The organism is Azospirillum agricola, from assembly GCF_017876095.1.
GTDB classification, from domain to species: Bacteria; Pseudomonadota; Alphaproteobacteria; order Azospirillales; family Azospirillaceae; genus Azospirillum; species Azospirillum agricola.
This window is the reverse complement of sequence record NZ_JAGINM010000026.1, coordinates 1-21,489: the sequence shown is the minus strand read 5'-3', so window position 1 is coordinate 21,489 and position 21,489 is coordinate 1. Positions and strand designations below refer to the sequence as shown.

General features: G+C 69.0%; 23 protein-coding genes. 16 read left to right on the top strand and 7 right to left on the bottom strand.

All coding sequences use genetic code 11. The features are described from left to right. The first annotated feature begins 1 nt into the window (after position 1). The 3 genes from J2847_RS28390 to J2847_RS28380 are packed head-to-tail and all read left to right on the top strand — an operon-like array spanning position 2 to position 2,312. A complete protein-coding gene (locus tag J2847_RS28390) occupies positions 2 to 397 on the top strand; it encodes a hypothetical protein (RefSeq protein WP_209782098.1) in 396 nt (131 codons plus the stop codon). Beyond that, entirely contained in the window at positions 394 to 1,185 is a 792-nt protein-coding gene (locus J2847_RS28385) for a DUF1217 domain-containing protein (RefSeq protein WP_085558333.1), read from the top strand. Before J2847_RS28390 ends, J2847_RS28385 begins: the two co-directional genes overlap by 4 nt. A 38-nt stretch (positions 1,186 to 1,223) precedes the next feature. Further along, positions 1,224 to 2,312: a hypothetical protein gene (locus tag J2847_RS28380; protein ID WP_325169501.1), complete on the top strand. Its 1,089-nt coding sequence runs from the start codon at positions 1,224 to 1,226 to the stop codon at positions 2,310 to 2,312. A 100-nt stretch (positions 2,313 to 2,412) separates the two neighbouring features. Here the strand turns inward: J2847_RS28380 and J2847_RS28375 are convergent, their stop codons facing one another. Both J2847_RS28375 and fliI read right to left on the bottom strand, forming a co-directional pair. Then, on the bottom strand, positions 2,413 to 3,009 hold the full coding sequence (locus tag J2847_RS28375) for a hypothetical protein (protein WP_209782097.1): 597 nt from the start codon (positions 3,007 to 3,009) through the stop codon (positions 2,413 to 2,415). Continuing rightward, positions 3,006 to 4,364: a flagellar protein export ATPase FliI gene (gene fliI / locus J2847_RS28370; RefSeq protein ID WP_209782096.1), complete on the bottom strand. Its 1,359-nt coding sequence runs from the start codon at positions 4,362 to 4,364 to the stop codon at positions 3,006 to 3,008. The genes J2847_RS28375 and fliI overlap by 4 nt, the downstream gene beginning before the upstream one ends. 123 nt (positions 4,365 to 4,487) lie before the next feature. Here fliI and J2847_RS28365 point away from each other — a divergent pair, with 123 nt between their 5' ends. The 8 genes from J2847_RS28365 (at position 4,488) to flhB (ending at position 11,000) form a co-directional block, all read left to right on the top strand. After that, positions 4,488 to 4,880, top strand: a complete 393-nt coding sequence (locus J2847_RS28365; RefSeq protein WP_085558337.1) for a flagellar biosynthesis protein FlgG — start codon at positions 4,488 to 4,490, stop codon at positions 4,878 to 4,880. Between the two features lie 30 nt (positions 4,881 to 4,910). Continuing rightward, positions 4,911 to 5,330: a flagellar basal body rod protein FlgC gene (gene flgC / locus J2847_RS28360; RefSeq protein WP_209782095.1), complete on the top strand. Its 420-nt coding sequence runs from the start codon at positions 4,911 to 4,913 to the stop codon at positions 5,328 to 5,330. A gap of 11 nt (positions 5,331 to 5,341) precedes the next feature. Beyond that, a complete protein-coding gene (locus J2847_RS28355; RefSeq protein WP_209782094.1) occupies positions 5,342 to 5,731 on the top strand; it encodes a flagellar hook-basal body complex protein FliE in 390 nt (129 codons plus the stop codon). 33 nt (positions 5,732 to 5,764) lie between these two features. Beyond that, positions 5,765 to 6,031, top strand: coding sequence for a flagellar biosynthesis protein FliQ (gene fliQ, locus J2847_RS28350; protein WP_085558339.1), 267 nt, complete (start codon positions 5,765 to 5,767; stop codon positions 6,029 to 6,031). 3 nt (positions 6,032 to 6,034) lie between these two features. Continuing rightward, on the top strand, positions 6,035 to 6,832 hold the full coding sequence (locus tag J2847_RS28345; RefSeq protein ID WP_233474853.1) for a lysozyme family protein: 798 nt from the start codon (positions 6,035 to 6,037) through the stop codon (positions 6,830 to 6,832). Positions 6,833 to 6,969: 137 nt separating this feature from the next. Then, the gene (flhA, locus tag J2847_RS28340; protein WP_209782093.1) at positions 6,970 to 9,063 is read left to right on the top strand and encodes a flagellar biosynthesis protein FlhA; all 2,094 of its coding nucleotides are present in this window, start codon (positions 6,970 to 6,972) and stop codon (positions 9,061 to 9,063) included. Positions 9,064 to 9,148: 85 nt separating this feature from the next. Next, entirely contained in the window at positions 9,149 to 9,907 is a 759-nt protein-coding gene (locus tag J2847_RS28335) for a flagellar biosynthetic protein FliR (RefSeq protein WP_209782092.1), read from the top strand. A 10-nt stretch (positions 9,908 to 9,917) separates the two neighbouring features. Beyond that, complete coding sequence (gene flhB / locus J2847_RS28330; RefSeq protein WP_085558342.1) at positions 9,918 to 11,000, top strand: flagellar biosynthesis protein FlhB; 1,083 nt, start codon at positions 9,918 to 9,920, stop codon at positions 10,998 to 11,000. Between the two features lie 24 nt (positions 11,001 to 11,024). Here the strand turns inward: flhB and J2847_RS28325 are convergent, their stop codons facing one another. The 5 genes from J2847_RS28325 to J2847_RS28305 form a co-directional block, all read right to left on the bottom strand. Continuing rightward, positions 11,025 to 11,549 carry an AAA family ATPase gene (locus tag J2847_RS28325; RefSeq protein ID WP_209782091.1) on the bottom strand — a complete coding sequence of 175 codons (525 nt, stop codon included), beginning with the start codon at positions 11,547 to 11,549 and terminating at the stop codon, positions 11,025 to 11,027. Positions 11,550 to 11,586: 37 nt separating this feature from the next. Beyond that, a complete protein-coding gene (gene pflA, locus J2847_RS28320) occupies positions 11,587 to 12,360 on the bottom strand; it encodes a pyruvate formate-lyase-activating protein (protein ID WP_209782090.1) in 774 nt (257 codons plus the stop codon). Between the two features lie 3 nt (positions 12,361 to 12,363). After that, positions 12,364 to 14,646, bottom strand: a complete 2,283-nt coding sequence (pflB, locus tag J2847_RS28315) for a formate C-acetyltransferase (RefSeq protein WP_209782089.1) — start codon at positions 14,644 to 14,646, stop codon at positions 12,364 to 12,366. Positions 14,647 to 14,803: 157 nt separating this feature from the next. Continuing rightward, positions 14,804 to 15,628 carry an aldo/keto reductase gene (locus J2847_RS28310; RefSeq protein ID WP_209782088.1) on the bottom strand — a complete coding sequence of 275 codons (825 nt, stop codon included), beginning with the start codon at positions 15,626 to 15,628 and terminating at the stop codon, positions 14,804 to 14,806. 42 nt (positions 15,629 to 15,670) lie between these two features. Continuing rightward, positions 15,671 to 16,864, bottom strand: a complete 1,194-nt coding sequence (locus tag J2847_RS28305; protein ID WP_209782087.1) for an MFS transporter — start codon at positions 16,862 to 16,864, stop codon at positions 15,671 to 15,673. 125 nt (positions 16,865 to 16,989) lie between these two features. On the opposite strand from J2847_RS28305, the gene J2847_RS28300 reads away from it, so the two are divergent. The 5 genes from J2847_RS28300 to J2847_RS28280 form a co-directional block, all read left to right on the top strand. Next, a complete protein-coding gene (locus J2847_RS28300) occupies positions 16,990 to 17,889 on the top strand; it encodes a LysR substrate-binding domain-containing protein (RefSeq protein ID WP_085558348.1) in 900 nt (299 codons plus the stop codon). Between the two features lie 97 nt (positions 17,890 to 17,986). Continuing rightward, the gene (locus J2847_RS28295) at positions 17,987 to 19,306 is read left to right on the top strand and encodes an ABC transporter substrate-binding protein (RefSeq protein ID WP_209782086.1); all 1,320 of its coding nucleotides are present in this window, start codon (positions 17,987 to 17,989) and stop codon (positions 19,304 to 19,306) included. Continuing rightward, positions 19,303 to 20,658, top strand: coding sequence for a di-heme oxidoreductase family protein (locus J2847_RS28290; protein WP_233474852.1), 1,356 nt, complete (start codon positions 19,303 to 19,305; stop codon positions 20,656 to 20,658). Before J2847_RS28295 ends, J2847_RS28290 begins: the two co-directional genes overlap by 4 nt. Before the next feature lie 174 nt (positions 20,659 to 20,832). Further along, positions 20,833 to 21,138, top strand: a complete 306-nt coding sequence (locus J2847_RS28285) for a hypothetical protein (protein WP_209782085.1) — start codon at positions 20,833 to 20,835, stop codon at positions 21,136 to 21,138. 155 nt (positions 21,139 to 21,293) lie between these two features. After that, positions 21,294 to 21,489, top strand: a 196-nt coding sequence (locus tag J2847_RS28280) for a hypothetical protein (protein ID WP_209782084.1), incomplete at its 3' end; no start/stop codon positions are given.

Below are 21,489 nucleotides of genomic sequence, written 5' to 3'. Positions count from 1 at the left end.
GATGGCAAAGCCCTTGGATGGTGTCGGCGGGGTCGGCACCGAGCGCGGCATCACGAGCGCCGACGTGATGGCCGAGGCGCGCCAGCGCCAGATGGACCGCCTGAAGGCGGCCCAGGCGGCGAACGACAAGCCGGCCGAGGTCGTCGAGGGCGCCGACAAGGGCCAGCAGGCGGGCATCCCGCCGCGCAACCCGCCGCGGGACGACATCCAGCCCTACCGGGTCCAGCTCGATCCCGAGACCCAGCGCCTTCACACGGAGGTCCTGGACACCGAGACCGGCCGGGTCATCATGCGCATCCCGCCGACCTACGTCGAACCCGACCTCCACGCCGAGGAGGCGTCGGCCGGATCGTCCGGAGAGGATGGTGGAACACCGGGGCGGGAGGTCAAGGCATGAGCACGATCCAGGACTACCGGCAGATCGTGCGCAACCAGGACCGCATGGAAGGGGCGCTGCGCAAGCGCGGCGACATCCAGCGGAGCATCGCCTATTTCGAGGCCAACATCGGCAAGATCACCTCGGCCGATGCCCTCCTGAAGGATGACAAGCTCTACCGTTTCGTCATGGAGGCCTTCGATCTCGGCAGCCAGACCTTCGCGCGGGGCCTGATCAGGAAGGTCCTGAACGAGGGCGTCACCGACGAGAAGGCCACCGCCAACCGGATGAGCGACCCCAAGTTCAAGGAGATGGCGACGATTCTCGGTTTCAAGGAGAATGGCGGCGCCGCCCTGAAGGAACCGAAGATCGTCCAGGCCATCGTCGAGCGCTTCATCGACGTCAAGATGGAGGTCCAGGCCGACGAGACCAACCCGGCGGTCCGTTTGGCGCTCTATTTCCAGCGCCGGGCGCCAAGCATCAACAACTGGTTCCAGGTGCTGGGCGACGCGCCCTTGCAGAAGGTGGTGTTCACCGCGCTGAACATCCCGGACGGCGCCGCACTCCAGGACATCGACCGGCTCGCCGAGAAGCTGGCCAAGAAGTTCGACATCAAGGACTTCAAGGACCCGGCGAAGGTGCAGAAGTTCCTCGACCGCTTTTCCGTCATGTACGACATGCTCAACGGGTCGTCGGACAACGGCGCCGCCACCGCGCCGTCGATCGGGATCTCGCGCAGCGGACGCGCCTCGATCATCACCATTGATCCGTCCATCACGATGTCGCTGCTGAAGTTCCCGCGCTTCTGACGCAAGGGCGGGTTTCGCCAGCGTGGGGAGTTCTTGCCGTGGAGGCGGAAAACAGGGCGCTGCGCAACAGCATACGGCCGCCGGCGACGACCGGCGCCGGGCCGGTCGGCCTGGCGCGGACCAGGGCGGGCGAGGGGCGTGATTCCCTTCACATCCTGCCGCTGTCGATCATCCCGCTGGAAACACCGGGCCTGCGCCACGCCCGGCTGATCAAGAACGTCCGGCTGGAAACCGTCGCCGAGGTCTTCAACGACGCGCAGACCGGCAGCGGCCAGATCGGACTCGACCAGCTGCCGGCCTGCTTCGGAATCGACGGTCCGGCAATGCGCCGCGACCTGCGCAAGATCATGCAGATCGCCGAGGCCGCCAGCTTCGACGTCTACAGCCTGCGGCTGGAGCTGCGCCGCCTGAAGATCGACGTCGACGAGGCCGACGCGCTCCGCCTGTCCGACGCCAAGCGGGCCGAGCTGACCGGCTACATGCAGGTCTTCACCCGCCCGCTGATCGAGCATGTCTACGGCTCCGACGGCGTGCGCGTCAGCAGCATGGAAAGCCTGATCCGCATGTTCGCCGAGCCGGACATCGAGGAGGCGCGGCGCCGGCTGCAACTGACCGCCGACCGGCTCGACATCCCGCTGACGGAGATTCCGGCCTTCCTGGAGGAATACGCCGACATCTTCCTGTCGCTGGCCTATTTCAAGCGCTGCCTCGACGACATCGTGCCGGACGTGCAAGGCTTTCTCGCCTGGATGACCGAGCTGCACCAGGCCAGCGAGGTGCGGCGCGATTTTCGGCAGGGGCGTCTGCTCGACGAGATCGGGCGCGACTTGACCGACATCGCCACCTCGATCACCGGACGCTTCGAAAGCTTCGACAACCGCTCGCGTGATTTCTGGCGCAACATCAACGCCGAGAGTTTCCGCGCCATCCGCGACCTGATCGTGACCCACCATCTGACCATCGGCGGCGTGCTGTGCGGTCTGGCGGTGAAGATGAATCTGTGGAAGGCGCGCTTCTCGCGCGGCGGCGGGCCTGTGCGCCGGCTGGAGTTCATCCGGTCGGAAATCCTGCCCGGCCTGTCGCACATCAAGGCCATCGAGCAGGCGTCGCGCAACAGCTTGCGGTGACGCCTGCGGCTTTGGGTGAGCGGCCTGTCCGTCACCATCCCGGCGAAAGCGGGGATGGCGGGAAGCTGGGCCGGAAAACGGCTGTTTGCCGAAGCCGGCCTCACAGCCGGACGGCGTCGGCGCGGCCGGCATCCGTCGCCTGGAGCGCGTAGAGCTTCGCCAGCGTCTGCGGCGCCGGGCTTTCCTCCGGGCGCAGCGTGGCGGCGGCGGCCGCTTCCGGAACGGCGGCCTTGCGCCGCAGCGCCTCGACCATCGACGCGGCGGAGGGCAGGGGGACGTCACCGCCGTCGCCCTCTCCCTTCAGCCAGGGCAGCGGAGCGGCGGCGGTCGCGGTCGGCGCCGTGGGGCTCGCCTCCCCGCCGATGTCGTCGGCCAGCGTTCCGAGATGGCCGAGCACGCTGTCGCCGGTGATCTCCTCGAAGACCACCATGGCGGCGCTGCCGATCAGGCCCGCCGGACCGCCGAACAGGAAGCCGCCGGCCAGCCGCGCCGGGATCGAGATGCTCTCGCCGGTCGCCTCGCGGTAGACCGACGACACCACCGGCAACTGCTGAAGCGGGTTCACCACGTCGAGCAGATCCTCGAAGCCGACCTCCATTTTTTCGGCGAGGCTTTCCTTGGGTTCGGGCGGCTTGGCCGAAACCCTGGCCTGGGGCGGCGGCAGGGCCTGGGCGGCCAGTTTGGTGTTGACGCTCATGTCGGGGCTCCGGTCGTCGGGAGAAGGGCTGCGAGCTGCGCGAAGGTGTCGGGGGTGGCGGTGCGGTCGTCCTTGCCCTGGCGCAGGAAGGCGTCCAGCCGGGGGTGCAGGTCCATGGCGGCGTCGGTGTCCGGGTCGGTGCCGCGCTTGTAGGCGCCGAGCCGGATCATCTCGCGCATGTTGTCGTAGGTCGCGGCCAGCGCTCGGGCGCGGCCGACGACCCGGTTCTCGTCGGGGCTGTGGCAGCCGGGCAGGGTGCGCGAGACGCTGCGCAGCAGATTGACCGCCGGGTAGCGGCCCTGTTCGGCGATGCGGCGGTCGAGCACCAGATGGCCGTCGAGGATGCCGCGCACCGCGTCGGCGATCGGCTCGTCATGGTCGTCGCCGTCGACCAGCACGGTGAAGATGGCGGTGATGTCGCCGCCGCTTCCACCATCGTCCGGACCGGGGCCGGCGCGCTCCAGCAGGCGGGGCAGCTCGGCGAAGACGCTGGGCGGGTAGCTCTTGGAGGTCGGCGGCTCGCCGGCGGCGAGCCCGATCTCGCGCTGCGCCATGGCGAAGCGGGTGACGCTGTCCATCAGGCACAGCACATGAAGCCCCTGGTCGCGCAGCTCCTCCGCCACGGTCAGGCAGAGCAGGGCGGCTTGGCGGCGCATCAGCGGCGGTTCGTCCGAGGTGGCGACGATCACCACCGAGCGCGCCAGCCCCTCGGCCCCGAGATCGTCCTGGATGAACTCGCGAACCTCGCGGCCGCGCTCGCCGACCAGCCCGATGACGATGGCGTCGGCCTCGGCGTGGCGGGCGAACATCGACAGCAGGGTCGATTTACCGACGCCCGAGCCGGCGAAGACGCCGAGCCGCTGGCCGCGGCACAGGGGCACGAAGCTGTCGATCACCCGGATTCCGGTGTCGAGCTTCTCCCCCACCCGGCGGCGCGCGCAGGCGGCCGGCGGCGGCTGGCGCAGGCTGCGCGCGTGCTCGCCGTTGCGCAAGGGGCCGTGCCCGTCGATCGGCTGGCCGAGCGCGTCGATCACGCGGCCGAGCCAGCCGATCGACGGCCGCAGCGTGAAGGCGGTGTCGTTGGTCGTGGCGGCGCAGCCCTCCGCCACGCCCTCGATGTTGTCGAAGGCCATCAGCAGGGAGCGGCCGTTGCGAAAGCCGATGGTCTCGCACAGCACGCGGCCGCCGCGCACAGTCTCGGCGTGGCACTTGTCGCCGACCGACAGCACGCGCTGAAGCCCGTCGACCTCCAGTGTCATGCCGGCGGCCGAGCGGATTTCGCCGCGCCAGCTCACGGTCGGCATCCGTTCGATCTCGGCCGCCAGGGTCGCCAGGGGGGCAGGGGGGGCGCGCATGGGCGCTGTCTCCATCCATCCTCGTTGTCCGCATCCTAACGGGAGGATTTTAAATCCGGTTTTAAACGGCCGGGTTCACCTTGCCCCTGACTTTGCGCCGCCACGCGCTGGAATGAGGGCGTCATGGATTTTAGCAAAATCGGTCTCTTTCAACTCGCCGGAACCCGCCTCGATTACTTGGCGCAGCGGCAGAAGCTGATCGCCGAGAATGTCGTCAACGCCAACACGCCCGACTACACGGCGCGCGACCTGAAATCCTTCGACGCGGTGCTGAACGGCGTCCGGCCGGTCGAGACCGCGCGCACCGCCGCCCTCCATCTGACCGGCGGCAAGCCGGTCACCGCCTTCCGCGAGGCCGGCAAGCAGGATCTGTGGGAATCGACCCCGTCCGGCAACGCGGTGTCGCTGGAGCAGGAGATGAGCAAGGGCAGCGAGACCCGCGACGCCTTCGCCCTGACCACCAGCCTGTTCCAGCGCAACGTGCAGATGCTGCGCATGGCCTGGCGCAACGGCTGATTTTTGGGCTGATCCGGAAGGAGGACCGCCATGATGAACGACGCCCTGGGCGCGACCCTGAAGATCGCCACAGCCGGGCTCCAGGCCCAGTCGACGCGGCTGCGGGTGGTCGCCGAGAATCTCGCCAACGCCGATTCCACCGCCGTCACCAAGGGCGGCGACCCCTACCGCCGCAAGACCGTCTCCTTCGACAGCATGATGGACCGCTCCGTCGGGGCGGAGGTGGTGAAGGTCAAGCAGATCGGCCGCGACCGCAGCGATTTCCGGCTCGACTACGACCCCTCGCACCCGGCGGCCGACGACAAGGGCTATGTCAAGCGCCCCAACGTCCAGCCGCTGATCGAGATGATGGACATGCGCGAGGCCGGCCGCTCCTTCGAGGCCAGCATGAACGTCATCGAACAGTCGCGCGCCATGATGAACCGCGTCGTCGACCTGCTGCGCGGCTGAGGAGCCCTTCCATGATCGACATGCCCATCGGCCGCGTCGCCGCCGCCTACGCCGCCAACCGCAGCCCGGCCGTCACCGGCCTTGCGCCCGGCGGCCTCGTTCCGAACGGCTTGGCCGAAACCAAGGCGACCGCCTTCGGTGCCTCGGGGGTGTTCGGCGCCGACGCTGTGGCCGCCACCTCCGAGACCGATTTCGGCGCCTTCCTCGACAAGCAGATCGCCCAGGCGGTCGACACGCTGAAGGAGAGCGAGCGGGTGTCGATGTCGGCCGTCGCCGGCAAGGCCAGCGCGCAGGAGGTGGTGCGATCGGTGCTTGCCGCCGAAATGACGGTGCAGAGCGTCGTCGCCATCCGCGACAAGATGGTCCAGGCCTATCAGGAGATCATGCGGATTTCCGTGTGACGTCCGCGTGATCGGGAAACGGGAGCCCGTCGCATGAACCAGGCCGATGTGCTGGAGGTGCTGCGCAGCGGCATCTGGACGACTCTGGTCGTCGCGGCGGCACCGCTGCTTGTCGCCGTGGTGGTCGGCGTCGCCATCTCGCTGATCCAGGCGCTGACCCAGGTGCAGGAGATGACGCTGACCTTCGTGCCCAAGATCGTCGCCATTCTGGTCGTCACGGTGCTGGCGCTGCCTTTCATGTACGGCACGCTCGCCACCTATGCCGAGCGGCTGACCGATCTCATCGTCGCCATCGAATAGGCCATGCCGGCGCGGCTGCTGATCCCGCTGGCCGCGGCGCTGCTGGCGGGCGTTCCCGTCCAGGCGGCGGCCCCGGCCGCCGGTTCCTCCTCCATCGGAACCTGGAGCACCGCGCTCTACGCGGCGCCCAAGCCCCCGCCGCCCGAACGCGAACGCTCGCGCGGGCCGCTGCCGCCGGAAGCCCAGTGCATCGCCGCCATTCTCGACGCCGAGCGCGCGGCCGGCATCACCGACCATCTGCTGCTGGCGATGGGCTTCACCGAATCCGGCCGACGCACCGAGGACCGCCTGTTCACCGCTTGGCCCTGGACCGTCAACACCGAGGGCCGCTCCCACTATTTTCCGACGCGCGACGCCGCCATCGCCTTCGTTCGGGAGGCGCAGGGGCGCGGGGTGCGTTCGATCGACGTCGGGTGCCTCCAGGTCAACCTGCGCTGGCATCCCGACGCCTTTCCCGACCTCGCCACCGCCTTTGATCCCGTCGCCAACGCCCGCTACGCCGCCGGTTTCCTCGGCGCGCTGCGGCGTGACCACGGATCGCTGGAGGCCGCCATCGCCCGTTACCACTCCGCCCAGTCGGAACGCGGCGAAGCGTACCGCCAGCGGGTGTCGGGCAATCTGCGCTGGGTCGCCGGCGCGCTCGGCTATCTGGAGACGCTGGCCGCCGGTCCGCAGACCGTGAGCGCCGGCGCGAGCGCCGCTCCGGTGTGGACGGCGGCCGAGCGCGGCCATCTCGCCTTCCTGTCCGGCCTGTTCGCCAGCGGTCCCACCCAGCCGCTGCTGCCGGAGGCGGGACGGTGAGGTCCCGCGGTCGCGCCGGCTGGCCGCCCGCTTAAATCCGGGTTTTACCGGGCCTGTCTACGCTTTGCCCATCCACGCCGTGCCGTGCCTTCCCACCCTTCGCCTTCGGCCGCCCCTTTCGCAAGCTTCGGGACACCATGACCTTAACCGATCACGTCCGCAGCCGGTTCGGGATCCTCGGCGACATCGGGCTGGCGAACCGCGACGTGCTGTTCGCGGTGGGCATCCTGCTGGTGCTGGCGGTGCTGTTCCTGCCGGTGCCTTCCTGGTTCCTCGATCTCGGGCTGGCGCTGTCCTTCTCGATCAGCGTGCTGATCCTGATGGTGTCGCTGTGGATTCCGCGTCCGCTCGACTTCTCGTCCTTCCCGACGGTGCTGCTGGTCGTCACCATGATGCGGCTGGCGCTGAACATCGCGTCCACCCGGCTGATCCTCAGCGACGGTCACAACGGCCATGGCGCGGCCGGCCATGTGATCCAGGGCTTCAGCCAGTTCGTGATGGGCGGCAACTTCGTCATCGGCGTGGTGATCTTCTGCATCCTGGTGATCATCAACTTCGTGGTCATCACCAAGGGCGCCACCCGCATCGCCGAGGTCGGCGCGCGCTTCACGCTCGACGCCATTCCCGGCAAGCAGATGGCGATCGACGCCGACCTCTCGGCCGGCATGATCGACGACACCGAGGCGCGCCGCCGCCGCAAGGAGCTGGAGGACGAGAGCACCTTCTACGGCGCCATGGACGGCGCCTCGAAGTTCGTGCGCGGCGACGCGGTGGCCGGCCTGATCATCACCGTCATCAACGTGCTGGGCGGCATGGCCATCGGCATGGCCCAGAAGGGGATGAGCTTCGAGCACGCCGCCGGCGTCTACACCACCCTGACGGTGGGTGACGGTCTGGCGACCCAGATCCCGGCGCTGATCGTTTCGCTCGCCGCCGGCCTGCTGGTCACCAAGGGCGGCAACATCGGCTCGGCCGACAAGGCGGTGATCGACCAGCTCGGCGCCTATCCCAAGGCGCTGATGGTCGCCTCCGGCCTGCTCGGCGCGCTGGCGCTGATGCCGGGGCTGCCGGTCGCCCCGTTCCTCGCCATCGGTGCCGCTTTCGCGGCGCTCGGCTGGTACATGCCGCGCCGCCGGGCGCGCGCCGCCGCGCTGGCCAAGCTGGAGGAGAGCCGCAAGCCGCCCATCGCCGCACCCGAGGAGCCGGTCGAGGAGATGCTGAAGGTCGACGACGTCAAGGTCGAGGTCGGCAATCATCTGGTGCCGCTGATCCTCAACAAGAACGGCCCGCTGACCAGCAAGGTGAAGACGCTGCGCAAGCGCTTCGCCACCGAGTTCGGCTTCATCCTGCCCTCGGTGCGCATCAAGGACAGCAGCTTCCTGGCGCCCAAGAGCTACGTCATCAGCGTGATGGGGGTCGAGGCCGCCAAGGGCGAGGTGCGGCCCAAGCATCTGCTCGCCATCGATCCGACCGGGGGCGAGGTGCCGGACATCGCCGGGGAATCGACGCGCGAGCCGACCTTCGGCCTGCACGCCAAATGGATCGACCCGGCCCGCCACGAGGAGGCGGCGGCCAAGGGCTACACGGTGGTCGATCCGGAAAGCGTCATCACCACCCACCTGACCGAGGTCATCAAGGACCATCTGCCGATGCTGATGACCTTCGCGGCCTTGCAGAAGCTGATCGAGGGGCTGGGGCGCGAGTACCAGAAGCTGATCAACGACATGGTGCCGAGCCAGATCTCGCTGGTGGTGCTGCAACGGGTGCTCCAGGCGCTGCTGGCCGAGCGGGTGTCGATCCGCAACCTGCCGACCATCGTCGAGGCGATCGCCGAGGCGGTCGGCTGGACCCGCCACATCACGCTGATCACCGAGCATGTGCGGATGCGGCTGGGCCAGCAGATCTGCCAGGGGCTTGCCGGGCCGGACGGCTTCGTTCCGGTGATCGCGCTGACGCCGCGCTGGGAGCAGGCGTTGCTGGAGAACATCGTGGTGGAGGGCGAGGACCGCCGCTTCGTCATGCCGCCGAGCCAGGTGCAGGAGTTCCTGACGGCTGTGCGGCTGAAGATCCAGAAGCACGCCACCCCGCAGGTCTGGCCGGCGCTGCTGGTCGGCGCCGAGGTGCGGCCCTTCGTGCGCTCGCTGCTGGAGCGCGTCAGCCCGATGACCCCGGTGCTGAGCCACGCCGAGCTGCACCGCAAGGCGTCGCTCAAGACCATCGATCAGGTGTGAGGGTGGCGATGGAGGGAATGCAGGGCTGGCGTTCTTGCCCCCACCCCAACCCTCCCCCGCTGGGTGGGGGAGGGGACCGTGTGCCATGGACCCGCTGACCAACCTGCTGACGCTCGAAATCTACCGCGGCTTCCTCGTGCTGGTGCGGGTGGCGGCGGCCGTCGGTTTCCTGCCCGGTTTCGGCGAGGTCGCCGTGCCGATGCGGGTGCGTGCCGCCGTCGCGCTGATCGTTACGCTGGTGCTGCTGCCGAGCGTCGAGGGGCTGCCCGACCGCACGCCGGCCGAGCCGACCGAGATGCTGCACGCCTTCGCCGGGGAGATTCTGGTCGGCGCCTATCTCGGGCTGGGGGCCAAGCTGTTCATGGCGGCGCTGCAAACCACCGGCGGCGTTGCCGCGCAGGCAATCGGGCTCAGCAACCCCTTCTCGCTCGACGCCGCCGGCTTCGAGGGCGGGTCGGTGCTGTCGGGCGTGCTGCTGATCGGCGGGCTGGCGCTGATGTTCGCCTCGGACGTCCATTACCTGATGATCGGGGCGCTCGCCCGCTCCTACGGCTCCTGGCCGGTCGGCGAGTTTCCCGACATCGGGATGCTGGCCGGGCGCTTTTCGCAGCTCATCGCCACGACCTTCCGGCTGGCGGTGGGGCTGGCGGCGCCCTTCATCCTCTACGGGCTGGTGTTCAATCTGGCTCTGGGTCTGGTCAACCGGGTGATGCCGGCGATGCCGGTCTTCTTCGTTGGCACGCCGATCCTGCTGGTGGCTGGGCTGGGGCTGTTCATGATGACCGCCGGGGCCATGCTGACCGGTTTCGTCGCCGCGCTCGGCGGCTGGCTGTCGGGATCGTGAGGGCTGGGCGATGGCGGACGAGGACGACTCCCAGAAGACCGAGGAACCCACCGAGAAACGGCTGCGCGAGGCGGAGGAGAAGGGCGACGTTCCCCGCGCCCGCGACATCGGCCTGCTGTCGGCGATGGTGGCGGCCTGGATGATCGTGCTGATGGCGGCGCCGGGTGCCGCGTCGAAGCTGTCGATGCTGCTGCTGCCGCTGATCGAGAATCCGGACGACTTCCGGCTCGACGGCACCGCCTTCGACGTGCTGCACGGGCTGCATTGGCTGATCCTCGGCACCGGAGCGGCGCTGCTGCCGGTGCTGGGCATTCTGGCGGCGGGCGTGGTGGTGTCGGCGCTGGGCCAGGGCAAGTTCCTGTTCACCACCGAGCGCATCCGGCCGAAGATCTCGCATCTGTCGCCGGCGGCCGGGCTGAAGCGGATCATCTCGCGGCAGGCCCTGGTCGAGTTTCTCAAGAGTCTGATCAAGCTGATCATCATCGCCGCCGCCGCGTGGCACACGCTGGCGCCCTACATCGCATGGACGGAGGATACTGTGGGCATGGACGTCGCCGGTTTGCCCGTGCTTTTGCGGGACGTGACCCTGCGGCTGCTGCTGGCGGTCCTGCTGGCGACCGTGCTGATGGCGGTCGTCGATGTGCTGTGGAACCGGCTGGAGTGGCGCAAGCGCCTGCGCATGAGCTTCCAGGACATCAAGGACGAGCACAAGCAGGTCGAGGGCGACCCCCATCTCAAAGCCAAGCTGAAGGAGATCCGGCGCTCGCGCTCCAAGACCCGGATGATGGCGAACGTGCCTCGCGCCACCGTGGTCATCACCAACCCGACCCACTTCGCGGTGGCGCTGGAGTATGACCGCGGGCGGATGGCGGCACCGGTCTGCCTCGCCAAGGGCGCCGACCTGATCGCGCTGCGCATCCGCGCCCTGGCGCAGGAGCACGGCGTGCCGATCGTCGAGAATCCGCCGTTGGCCCGCGCGCTGCACGCGACGGCGGAGGTCGACGCGACCATTCCGCTCCAGCACTATCAGGCGGTGGCCGAGGTCATCACCTACGTGCTGAAGCTGAAGGGCGGGCTGGCCCGGCGTGGATGAGGAAGGCCACGCTCCCTTGAGACGTCAGGATCTCCGCAGATCGGCGGACGACACGGCGTCCAATATCAACTCAACGCTTCGTGCAACCGGCAGCTGCGCGGTGTCGAGCCGCAGGCATGGACGGTCCCAGCGTTCATAGGCGCGCGCTGCAACCTGTTCCCAGCTCGGCAAGGCCAGACCTTCGACATCGGGAGGCCGGGTTTCCACCCGTCGGCGGTGGATTTCAAGGTCGGAGCAGACGGTTTCGACCTCGATGACTCCGGCACCGGCCGTCACCGCGACGGCGCGATAGGCGTCCCGCGTGATCTTGAGCGGGTTGACCGAGTCCACGACGACGGACCGGCCCAAGCGCAGATTGTCGGCCGCGACCCGGTAGGCCGTCATGTAGCCGGCCGGTCCGATGTCCGCGTCCGGCGGCAGGATGCCGGACGACCGGATTGCCTGTTCGATGGAATCGATGCGCAGATAGACCGCTGCGAGGCGGGCCGCCACCGGTTGGGCGATGGTGCTCTTTCCGGTTCCGGGCAGCCCCGCGAAGATGACAAGCATGAACCCGGTCCTTTCGGAATCGTCGCGGGATATGGGCTTACGGCACGTTCAGCCCGGCGTCGCGGAACAGGCCGCGCACCCGCGCGGTCAGCGCCGGGTCGGGCGGCTGGGTGCGCGCGAGCCTGTAGGGCCGGCCGAGCGCCTGCCATTTGTGCTCGCCCATCTTGTGGAAGGGCAGCACGTCGACCCGTTCGACGTTGCCCAGCCCGGCGGCGAACTCGGCGAGGCCGGCGATCTGGCCGAGGTCGTCGGTCAGGCCGGGGACCAGCACATAGCGCAGCCACACCGGCTTGCGCATCAGCGCGAGCCGCTCCGCGAACTCCAGCGTCGGGCGCAGCGGGGCGCCGGTCAGCTCCCGGTAGGTGCTTTCCTTGAACGCCTTGATGTCCAGCAGCACCAGATCGACGTCGGCCAGCAGGTAGTCGTCGGCGTGGTTGCCGAGGAAGCCGGAGGTGTCGAGCGCGGTGTGCAGACCCATCGCCTTGCAGCCGCGCAGGATCGCCGCGCAGAACTCCGGCTGCACCAGCGGCTCGCCGCCGCTCAGCGTCACCCCGCCATGGCCGTGGCGCAGGAAACCGGCGGTCGCCTCGATGTCGGCCAGAACGTCGGCCGCGTCGATACGCCTGCCGTCGTGCATGTGCTGGGTGTCGGGGTTGTGGCAGTAGAGGCAGCGCAGCGGGCAGCCGGCGAGGAACAGCACGTAGCGGATCCCCGGCCCGTCCACCGTGCCGCCGGTCTCGACCGAATGGACCCAGCCCGACACCGGCGGCGGGGAGGCCGCCCGTACCGATGGGATGTCGATGCCGGTCATGGGCTAATGCTTGTCATGGAAGGTGCGGCTGATGACGTCGAGCTGCTGCTCGCGCGTCAGCTTGATGAAGTTCACCGCGTAGCCCGACACCCGGATGGTGAGCTGCGGGTACAGCTCCGGATGGTCCATGGCGTGCAGCAGCGTGTCGCGGTCGAAGACGTTGACGTTCATGTGGTGGCCGCCCTGGGCCATGTAGCCGTCGAGCATGCCGACCAGATTGGCGACCCGCTCGCCTTCCGTCGGCCCGAGCGCGCCGGGCACGATGGTGAAGGTGTAGCTGATGCCGTCCTGCGCGTGGGCGTAGGGCAGCTTGGCGACCGAGGCCATCGAGGCGATGGCGCCCTTGCGGTCGCGCCCGTGCATCGGGTTGGCGCCGGGGGCGAAGGGCTGGCCGGCCTTGCGCCCGTCCGGCGTGTTGCCGGTCTTCTTGCCGTAGACGACGTTGGACGTGATGGTCAGCACCGACTGGGTCGGCAGCGCGTCGCGGTAGGCTTTCTGCTTGCGCAACGCGTTCATGAAGCTCTCGACCAGCCAGACGGCGATGTCGTCGACGCGGTGGTCGTTGTTGCCGAAGGCCGGATACTCGCCCTCGACCGTGAAGTCGGTGGCGAGGCCGCGGTCGTCGCGCTCGACCCGCACGGTGGCGTGTCTGATCGCCGACAGGCTGTCGGCCACCACGCTCAGGCCGGCGATGCCGCAGGCCATGGTGCGCAGCACGTCGCGGTCGTGCAGCGCCATCTCCAGCCGCTCGTACATGTACTTGTCGTGCATGTAGTGGATGGCGTTCAGCGTGTTCATATAGGCCTTGGCCAGCCACTCCATCATCGGCAGCAGCCGCGCCACCACATCGTCGTAGTCGAGCACGTCGCCGGTGACCGGGGCGAAGGCCGGGCCGACCTGCTCGCCGGAGATCTCGTCGCGACCGCCGTTGATGGCGTAGAGCAGCGTCTTGGCGAGGTTGGCGCGGGCGCCGAAGAACTGCATCTGCTTGCCGATGCGCATGGCCGAGACACAGCAGGCAATGCCGTAATCGTCGCCCCAATGGTCGCGCATCAGATCGTCGTTCTCGTACTGCACCGAGCAGGTCTTGATCGAAGTCTCGGCGCAGAAGCGCTTGAAGCCTTCGGGCAGCCGCTCCGACCACAGCACGGTCAGGTTCGGCTCCGGCGCCGGGCCCAGATTGTTCAGCGTGTTCAGCGTGCGGAAGCTGGTCCTCGTCACCAGCGTGCGGCCGTCCAGCGCCATGCCGCCCAGGCATTCGGTCACCCAGGTCGGGTCGCCGGAGAAGAGCTGGTCGTACTCCGGCGTGCGCAGGAAGCGGACCATGCGCAGCTTGATGACGAACTGGTCGATCAGCTCCTGCGCTTGCGCTTCGGTCAGCGCGCCGTCCCTGATGTCGCGCTCGATGTAGACGTCGAGGAAGCTGGAGACGCGGCCGAGCGACATGGCGGCCCCGTTGGCCTCCTTCACCGCCGCCAGATAGGCGAGGTAGGTCCACTGCACCGCCTCGCGGGCGTCGGCGGCCGGGCGGGCGACGTCGAAGCCGTAGGAGGCGGCCATGGCGACCAGCTCCTGCAAGGCGCGGAGCTGTTCGGCCAACTCCTCGCGCAGTCGCAGGGTGTGCTCGTCGATCCGGTCGAGGGCGAGGCTCTCCAGCTGCGCCGTCTTGTCGGCGATCAGCGCGGCGGCGCCGTAGAGTGCCAGCCGGCGGTAGTCGCCGATGATGCGGCCGCGCCCGTAGGAATCCGGCAGGCCGGTGATGACGCCGGACTTGCGGCAGCGCAGCATCTCGTCGGTGTAGACGTCGAAGACGCCGTCGTTGTGGGTCTTGCGCAGGGCGGGGAACACCGCCTCCAGCGTCGGCGAGGGGGTGAAGCCGTAAGCCTCCAGTCCGCTCTTGACCGTGCGCCAGCCGCCGAACGGCATGATGGCCCGCTTCAGCGGGGCATCGGTTTGCAGGCCGAGGATGATTTCCAGCTCGCGGTCGATGTAGCCCGGCGCGTGCGCGGTGATGGAGGAGACGCGCTCGGTGTCGGTGTCGAGCACGCCGCCCTTGGCGGCGCGCTCCGCCTTGAGCAGCTCGGCGACCTTGTCCCACAGGGCCCTGGTGCGGGGAGTGGCGCCGGCCAGGAAGCCGCCGTCGCCTTCGTAGGGGAGGACGTTGCGCAGGATGAAGTCGCGGACGTTGACCTCATGCCGCCACGCGCCGGTGGCGAAGCCCCGCCAGGGATTGGCGGGGGCTCCGGCCAGCGACGCGACGACCGATTCCGTCAACAGCGTGTCCATGATCGTGACCTTCCGGTTGAGAGCGGACCCAAGCGGGCGAAGGATCGAAGTCCACAGCTAGCATGCGCCACCGTTCGTGCACCGGCATTGACTTAGAGCAGTTCCGCATCCTTCAACCATAGAATGCGGAACCGCGCCTCGCGGTCAGTCCCAGATCTCAATCCCAGACGGGGGCCAGACCCGCCGGGCTGACGATGCGGCCCTTCGGATCGGCGAGGCCGTGGATCGCCGCCATCTCCTCCGGCGACAGTTCGAAGTCGAAGATGGCGAAATTCTCTGCGGCGCGGGCCTCGCCGACGGTCTTGGACAGGGCGACGACTCCCTCCTGCTGGATCAGCCAGCGCAGCACCACCTGCGCCACGCTCTTGCCGTGGCGGGCGCCGATGCCGGCCAGCACCGGGTCGCCCAGCACCTTGCCGTCGGCCATCGCGTAATAGGCGGTCACCGACAGCCCGGCCTTGCGGGCGGCGGCCAGTACCACGCCCTGGTCGAGGTAGGGGTGGTACTCGATCTGGTTGGTGACCAGCGGCGCGTCGCTGAGGCGGACGGCTTCGGCCATCAGCGCCGTGCTGAAGTTGCTGACGCCGATGTGGCGGACCTTGCCGGCGGCGCGCACCGCGTTCAGCGCGCCGATCTGCTCGGCCAGCGGCACCGCCTCGTTCGGCCAATGCAGCAGCAGAAGGTCGATGAAGTCGGTGCGCAACCGGGCGAGGCTCTCGTCGACCGAGCGCAGGAAATCGTCGTGCCGGTACTTGTCGACCCAGACCTTGGTGGTCAGGAAGATGTCGCCGCGCGGCACGGCGGAACCGGCGATGGCCTCGCCGACCTCGGCCTCGTTGCCGTAAATCTGGGCGGTGTCGATGTGGCGGTAGCCGAGCTTGAGGACCTGCGGAACCATCCGCAGCACGTCCGCCTTGTCGACGCGGAAGGTGCCGAAGCCGAGCGCCGGGATGGTCGCGCCGTTGGCGGTCACGGTGTGCATGAAGAACTCCCTGAAGATTGCCCTGAAGATTGGATGATCGTGTCAGGCCGGTTGCAGGACAGGAGCAGCGCGGCGGGCTTCGCGGCGGTCGAGCGCCCCGCTGAGCAGGGTCAGCCCCAGCCCGCCGAGGACGAGCAGCCCGCCCACCCAAGGTGTGGCGCCGAGCCCCAAAGACGAGTCCACGACCCGCCCGCCGAAGAAGGCGCCGGCGGCGATGCCCAGGTTGAAGGCGGCGATGTTGAGGGCCGAGGCGACGTCCACCGCCCCCGGCGCGTGGCGCTGCGCCAGTTGCACGACGTAGAGCTGGAGGCCGGGCACGTTGGCGAAGGCCAGCGCCCCCATGCCGGCGAGCGTGACCAGCGCCGGGATTCTGGCGTCGGCAGTGAACGTGAAGACGAACAGCACGGCGGCCTGCAAGGCGAACAGCCAGGCCAGCGCCCGCACCGGCCGGTGGTTGGCCAGCTTGCCGCCGACGAGGTTGCCGACCGCGATGGCGGCGCCGTAGAGCACCAGCACGAGGCTGACGGTGGCGCTGGAGAAGCCGGTGATGGTCTCCAGGATCGGCGCCAGGAAGGTGAAGGCGACGAAGGTGCCGCCATAGCCGAGTGCCGTGATGGCGAAGGCCAGCAGCAGGCGCGGCTTGCCCAGCACGCGGAACTGGTCGGCCAGCCCGGCGGCCGGCGGTTGGCTGAGCCGGCCCGGCACCAGCGCGGCGACGCCCAGCCCGCCGATCACGCCGAGCAGCGAGACCGCCAGGAAGGTGGCGCGCCAGCCGAAATGCTGGCCGATCCAGGTGCCCATCGGCACGCCGGTGACGATGGCGATGGTCAGGCCGGAGAACATCATGGCGATGGCCGAGGCGCGCTTGTCGGCCGGCACCAGATCGGCGGCGATGGTGGCGCCGACCGAGAAGAAGACGCCGTGCGCGAAGGCGCTGAGCACGCGGGCGACCAGCAGGGTCTCGTAATTGGGGCTGACGCCGGCCAGCAGGTTGCCGGCGACGAACAGGCCCATCAGCCCGAGCAGCAGCGGCTTGCGCCGCAGCCGCCCGGTCAGCGCGGTCAGCACCGGGGCGCCGACGGTGACGCCGAGCGCGTAGACGCTGACGATCAGGCCGGCGAGCGGCAGGCTGATGGAGAGATCGGCGGCCACGGTGGGCAGCAGGCCGACGATGACGAACTCGGTGGTTCCGATGGCGTAGGCGCTGATGGCCAGGGCCAGCAAGGCGAGAGGCATGGGGGAACTCCAGCGTTCCGGTGAAGGATTGCCCCTTCAGATGCCTTGGGAACCGGGTTTACGGAATAGCCCATCTGTTCGTATCATTCCGTCATTGAATGACAAGATGCAGGGCAGGTGGTGGCATGAGCGATCCGCGCGCCTGGGAAATGCGGGTCTTCCTGCGGGTGGCGGCGCTCGGCAGCTTCAGCGCCGCCGGGGCGGAGATCGGCATGACCCCCTCGGCGACGGCCAAGTTGATCGCGCGGATCGAGGCGCGGCTCGGCGTGCGGCTGATCGAGCGCTCGACCCGCCGGCTGCGCCTGACCGACGAGGGGGAGCTGTACCGCGAGAAGGCGGAGATCCTGCTGGGCGAACTGGACGCCTTCGACGCGGAGATCGTCGGCGGTGCCCGCAGCCCGACCGGGACGATCCGCGTCAACGTTTCGGTGCCGTTCGGACGGCATTGCGTGCTGCCGCTGCTGCCGGACTTCATGGCCGCCTATCCCGACATCCGGCTCGACCTGACGCTGACCGACGAGGTGGTCGATCTGCACGCCGCCCATGTGGATGTCGCGTTCCGCGCCGGGCGCCTGCCGGATTCGACGCTGCTGGCGATCCGGCTCGGCGACGTGCGGCGGCGGATCGTGGCGTCTCCCGATTATCTGGCGCGCAAGGGAGCGCCACGGGCCGCCACCGACCTGGAGATGCATGACTGCCTCGGCTTCAACTTCCGCCGGGCGGCGGCGGTCTGGCCGCTGAAGTCGGGTGGCCGGCTGGTCGATCGCGAGGTGCATGGCCGGATCGAGGCCAACAACGGCGAGACGGTGCGCCACCTGGCACTGCTCGGGCTGGGGCTGGCGCGGTTGGCCGAGTTCCACGTCCGCGACGACATCGCCGCCGGACGTCTGGTGACGGTGCTCGACGACGCCATGGTCGACAGCGAGGAGATCCACGCCATCCACATCGGTCGCGACCGCGCGCCCCGCCGGGTGCGTGCCTTCCTCGATTTCACGACGCCGCGTCTGCGGGCGATGCTGCAATAGCGCCGATCACGGCGCTGCCGCTGTTGCCGTATGGGAACAACGGGTGTAGGGTTTTCGCTATATCTCATTGGATACAACAAAGGACAGGCCACCCGCCATGCGCCCGATCTCCTGCCGAATCGCCGCTCCCTTGCTCGGTTCCGTCCTGATGTTGGGCTCCGGGACGGGCTGGGCGCTGGAGGACCGCGTGGTGGTGATGACCAGCTACCCGGACGAGCTGGTCCAGCGCTACGAACAGGCCTTCGAGCGCGCCAACCCCGGCACCGACCTGCAAATCCTCTGGAAGCCGTCGCGCGACGCCGCGGTGGAACTGGCCAAGCCCGACCAGGGCGGCATCGACGTCTACTGGACGCCGTCGCTCGGCAGCTTTCCGCGGATGCGCGACGCCGGGGCCTTCCGCCCGCTGGCGGTGGACCGCGCCGTCCTGCCGGGCGTCGTCGATGGGCAGTTCGTTTCCGACCGCCAGGGCTTCTTCGAGGCGTTCGAGGTGGCCGGTTACGGGCTGATCGTCAACCCGGCGGCGCTGGCCCGCGACGGGCTGCCGCAACCGGCGACGTGGCGCGATCTGGCGGCGACGCGCTGGAGGGGGCGGCTGGCGCTACCCATCGCCGGGCAGGTCGGCTTCTCCGGCGCGCTCTACGACATTCTGTTGCAGGCCGAGGGCTGGGAGGCCGGCTGGGCGCTGCTTGGCGAGGCGGCGGCCGACGCGACGCTGATCGGCAGCGGCGGGCAGGTCAGCGAGAGCGTGGTGAACGGCGAGGCCGACGTCGCCGTGACGGTGGATTTCTTCGCCCGCAGCGCCATCGCCAACGGCCATCCGGTCGCGCTGGTCTACCCGCCCCGCACCGCCTTCCTGCCGGCCCAGGTGGCGATCACCAGGGGTGCGCTGCACCCGGACGCCGCGCGCGCCTTCGTCGATTTCGTGCTGTCGGCCCCAGGGCAGGCGCTGCTGTTCCACCCCGACATTCGCCGTTACCCGGTGCGCCCCGCTGTCTACGCCCAGGCGCCGGCCGGGACGATCAACCCCTTCCAGCGGACCGGGGCCGAATCCTACACCTACGACATGGAGGCGGGGTTGGGCCGCCATGGCCTGATCGCGTCCCTGTTCGAGAAGCTGATCGCCGAGCGTCACGACCGGCTCAAGGCCCTGTGGGGCGCCATTCACGCCGCCGAAGCCGCCCTGGCTGCAAAGCCCGACCCGGAGCGAGCCGTTCTGGTGGCCCGGGCGCGGTTGCTGGCCGGTTTCGTGCCGGTGGCCGGCGGTGACGTCGACCGCCTTGCTCCGACCTTCCAGGAGCGCCGCTCCAACCGCAACCCGGAAGAACGGGCGGCCTTGCAGAAGGATTGGTCGGCCCGCGTCGACGCCGCCCAGGCCGAGGCGCTGGACCTTGCCCGCCGGGCGCTGCCGACGCCATGATGAGACGCGCCGTCCTGCTCGCCGCCGCCCTGCTGGGCATCTCGGCGCCCTTGCGGGCCGATGAGGCGGTCACCGTGCCGATCCAGGGACGCGACGCCTTTTCCCGGCCGCTGCCGGGGCTCGACCCGGCGCAGCGTGCCGCCTTCCACGCCGGCCGCTCGCTGTTCCAACAGGTGTGGACGGTCGGCCCGTCGGAGGTGCGGCCCGACCTCGACGGGCTCGGCCCCTTGTCCAACCGGCAATCCTGCATCGCCTGTCACGTCAAGAACGGGCGCGGTGAACCGCCGGAGGGGGAGGGCGATGTCCTGCGCTCGACCCTGGTCCGCCTGTCGGTACCCGGCGGCAAACCGGGCGGCGCGCCGCCGCCGCACCCGGTCTATGGCGACCAGTTCAATCCCGATGGTATCCCCGGCGTGCCGGGCGAGGGCAGGGCGACGCTGATCTGGTCGGAGCGTGTCGAGCGTCTGGCCGACGGCACCCCGGTCGCCCTGCGCCAGCCGGAGCTTCGGCTGAGCGACCTCGCCCACGGGCCGCTGGGGTCGGAAGTGATGACCTCGGTGCGGATGGCGCCGCCGATCATTGGGCTTGGCCTGCTGGAGGCGGTGTCGGAGAGCGACCTGTTGGCGCTCGCCGATCCCGACGACCGCGACGGCGACGGGGTGCGCGGGCGGGCCAATCTGGTGTGGGACGCGGCGCGCGGCGCCTTCGCGCTCGGCCGCTTCGGGTTGAAGGCCAACCAGCCGAGCCTGCGGCAGCAGAACGCCGGTGCCTTCGATGGCGATCTCGGCCTGACCTCGACGCTGTTTCCCCGCCATGGCTGCACGGCGGCGCAGACCGCCTGCTTGGCCGCCGTGGCTGGGGTCGGACCGGAACTGGACGACGAGCAGCTCGATCTGGTGACGCTCTACACCCGCGCGCTCGCCGTGCCGGAACGGCGCGACGTCGACGACCCGCTGGTGCGGGTGGGGGAGGGGCTGTTCGCCGCCATCGGCTGCGCCGCCTGCCACACCCCGACCCTGCGCACCGGCCCGTCGCCGTCCCTGCCGCAGCTCGCTGGCCGCACCATCCATCCCTACACCGACCTGCTGCTGCATGACATGGGCGAGGGGCTGGCGGACGGTCGGCCCGACTTCCAGGCGACCGGCCGGCAGTGGCGGACGCCGCCGCTCTGGGGGCTTGGCCTGACAGCGGCGGTCGCCGATCGCGCGACCTACCTGCATGACGGCCGTGCCCGTTCGCCGCTGGAGGCCATCCTGTGGCATGGCGGTGAAGCGGAAACGGCCCGCGAGGCGGTGCGGCGGATGCCCTCCCTGAACCGCAAGGCGTTGCTGGCCTTCCTGGATTCCCTATGATTTGAGCGGAGCGGAAGACGCGCGCCGAGGGAATATCAGGTTGTGTTTTTCTGGTGCTAACAATCTTTATATTGAAAATTTTTGAATAGAATCCATTTGACTTCTGGTTTCCGCCGAATGCACACTTATTAACCAAGGTGCTGTGTTTTCAGAACACGTGAAAAGGGTGTATCCATGACCGACGATGTGAGCGTTGCTCTTCCGAACGCGGTTGACGTTCATGTGGCTTCCGAAGACGGCCTTCCGATTGTGTCGAATGCGACCGCGGTCGTGATCACCGTGAACATCGGCGCGATCACGGTGAAGGTCAACGTTGACCGTGACCGACCGGTTTTCGTGGAGGGCGCCCACTACAGCGTCGGCGGCCAGTTGAACGGCAAGGGCGAGTTCCACCTGCCCAAGGCGGTGTTCCAAGGTTATGGCTTTGGCCCCGAGGACCATGTGGCCACGTTCCTCGGCCAAGTCGTCGTGCCGAGGTAACACCGCTTCGCGACCAGCCGATGGGGACGCCCCGCGGTGCCTCCGCGGGGCGTTCTGCCGTTTCCATGGGGCAATTTCCATGGGGTAGAGCCCTATGCGCGCCCCCCGACCCTCCACTGCGTCATGAATCGATCGACAGGAGACCGTGTGGGGGTTTGGCTCGACGCCGTTTCCCAAGCTGGCCGGCGAAGGCAGCGACAGGCTTCGCGCCCCACGCAGACGCCCGCACGCTCGGCGTCAAGCTGGAATCCGCCACCTTATACCGCCTCTCCTATGAAATGACCTTCTGGAGCCAAGGCGGGAAGCAGAGGGATTTGATGCGGCCGGTTTCGGCGATGAGCGCGTTCCAGG

Excerpts from the sequence above, each read along its gene's own strand:
- J2847_RS28390 (WP_209782098.1), top strand. The coding sequence starts at position 2 with ATGGCAAAGCCCTTGGATGGTGTCGGCGGGGTCGGCACCGAGCGCGGC.
- J2847_RS28385 (WP_085558333.1), top strand. The coding sequence starts at position 394 with ATGAGCACGATCCAGGACTACCGGCAGATCGTGCGCAACCAGGACCGC.
- J2847_RS28375 (WP_209782097.1), bottom strand. The coding sequence starts at position 3,009 with ATGAGCGTCAACACCAAACTGGCCGCCCAGGCCCTGCCGCCGCCCCAG.
- fliI (WP_209782096.1), bottom strand. The coding sequence starts at position 4,364 with ATGCGCGCCCCCCCTGCCCCCCTGGCGACCCTGGCGGCCGAGATCGAA.
- J2847_RS28365 (WP_085558337.1), top strand. The coding sequence starts at position 4,488 with ATGGATTTTAGCAAAATCGGTCTCTTTCAACTCGCCGGAACCCGCCTC.
- flgC (WP_209782095.1), top strand. The coding sequence starts at position 4,911 with ATGATGAACGACGCCCTGGGCGCGACCCTGAAGATCGCCACAGCCGGG.
- J2847_RS28355 (WP_209782094.1), top strand. The coding sequence starts at position 5,342 with ATGATCGACATGCCCATCGGCCGCGTCGCCGCCGCCTACGCCGCCAAC.
- fliQ (WP_085558339.1), top strand. The coding sequence starts at position 5,765 with ATGAACCAGGCCGATGTGCTGGAGGTGCTGCGCAGCGGCATCTGGACG.
- J2847_RS28345 (WP_233474853.1), top strand. The coding sequence starts at position 6,035 with ATGCCGGCGCGGCTGCTGATCCCGCTGGCCGCGGCGCTGCTGGCGGGC.
- flhA (WP_209782093.1), top strand. The coding sequence starts at position 6,970 with ATGACCTTAACCGATCACGTCCGCAGCCGGTTCGGGATCCTCGGCGAC.
- J2847_RS28335 (WP_209782092.1), top strand. The coding sequence starts at position 9,149 with ATGGACCCGCTGACCAACCTGCTGACGCTCGAAATCTACCGCGGCTTC.
- flhB (WP_085558342.1), top strand. The coding sequence starts at position 9,918 with ATGGCGGACGAGGACGACTCCCAGAAGACCGAGGAACCCACCGAGAAA.
- J2847_RS28325 (WP_209782091.1), bottom strand. The coding sequence starts at position 11,549 with ATGCTTGTCATCTTCGCGGGGCTGCCCGGAACCGGAAAGAGCACCATC.
- pflA (WP_209782090.1), bottom strand. The coding sequence starts at position 12,360 with ATGACCGGCATCGACATCCCATCGGTACGGGCGGCCTCCCCGCCGCCG.
- pflB (WP_209782089.1), bottom strand. The coding sequence starts at position 14,646 with ATGGACACGCTGTTGACGGAATCGGTCGTCGCGTCGCTGGCCGGAGCC.
- J2847_RS28310 (WP_209782088.1), bottom strand. The coding sequence starts at position 15,628 with ATGCACACCGTGACCGCCAACGGCGCGACCATCCCGGCGCTCGGCTTC.
- J2847_RS28305 (WP_209782087.1), bottom strand. The coding sequence starts at position 16,864 with ATGCCTCTCGCCTTGCTGGCCCTGGCCATCAGCGCCTACGCCATCGGA.
- J2847_RS28300 (WP_085558348.1), top strand. The coding sequence starts at position 16,990 with ATGAGCGATCCGCGCGCCTGGGAAATGCGGGTCTTCCTGCGGGTGGCG.
- J2847_RS28295 (WP_209782086.1), top strand. The coding sequence starts at position 17,987 with ATGCGCCCGATCTCCTGCCGAATCGCCGCTCCCTTGCTCGGTTCCGTC.
- J2847_RS28290 (WP_233474852.1), top strand. The coding sequence starts at position 19,303 with ATGATGAGACGCGCCGTCCTGCTCGCCGCCGCCCTGCTGGGCATCTCG.
- J2847_RS28285 (WP_209782085.1), top strand. The coding sequence starts at position 20,833 with ATGACCGACGATGTGAGCGTTGCTCTTCCGAACGCGGTTGACGTTCAT.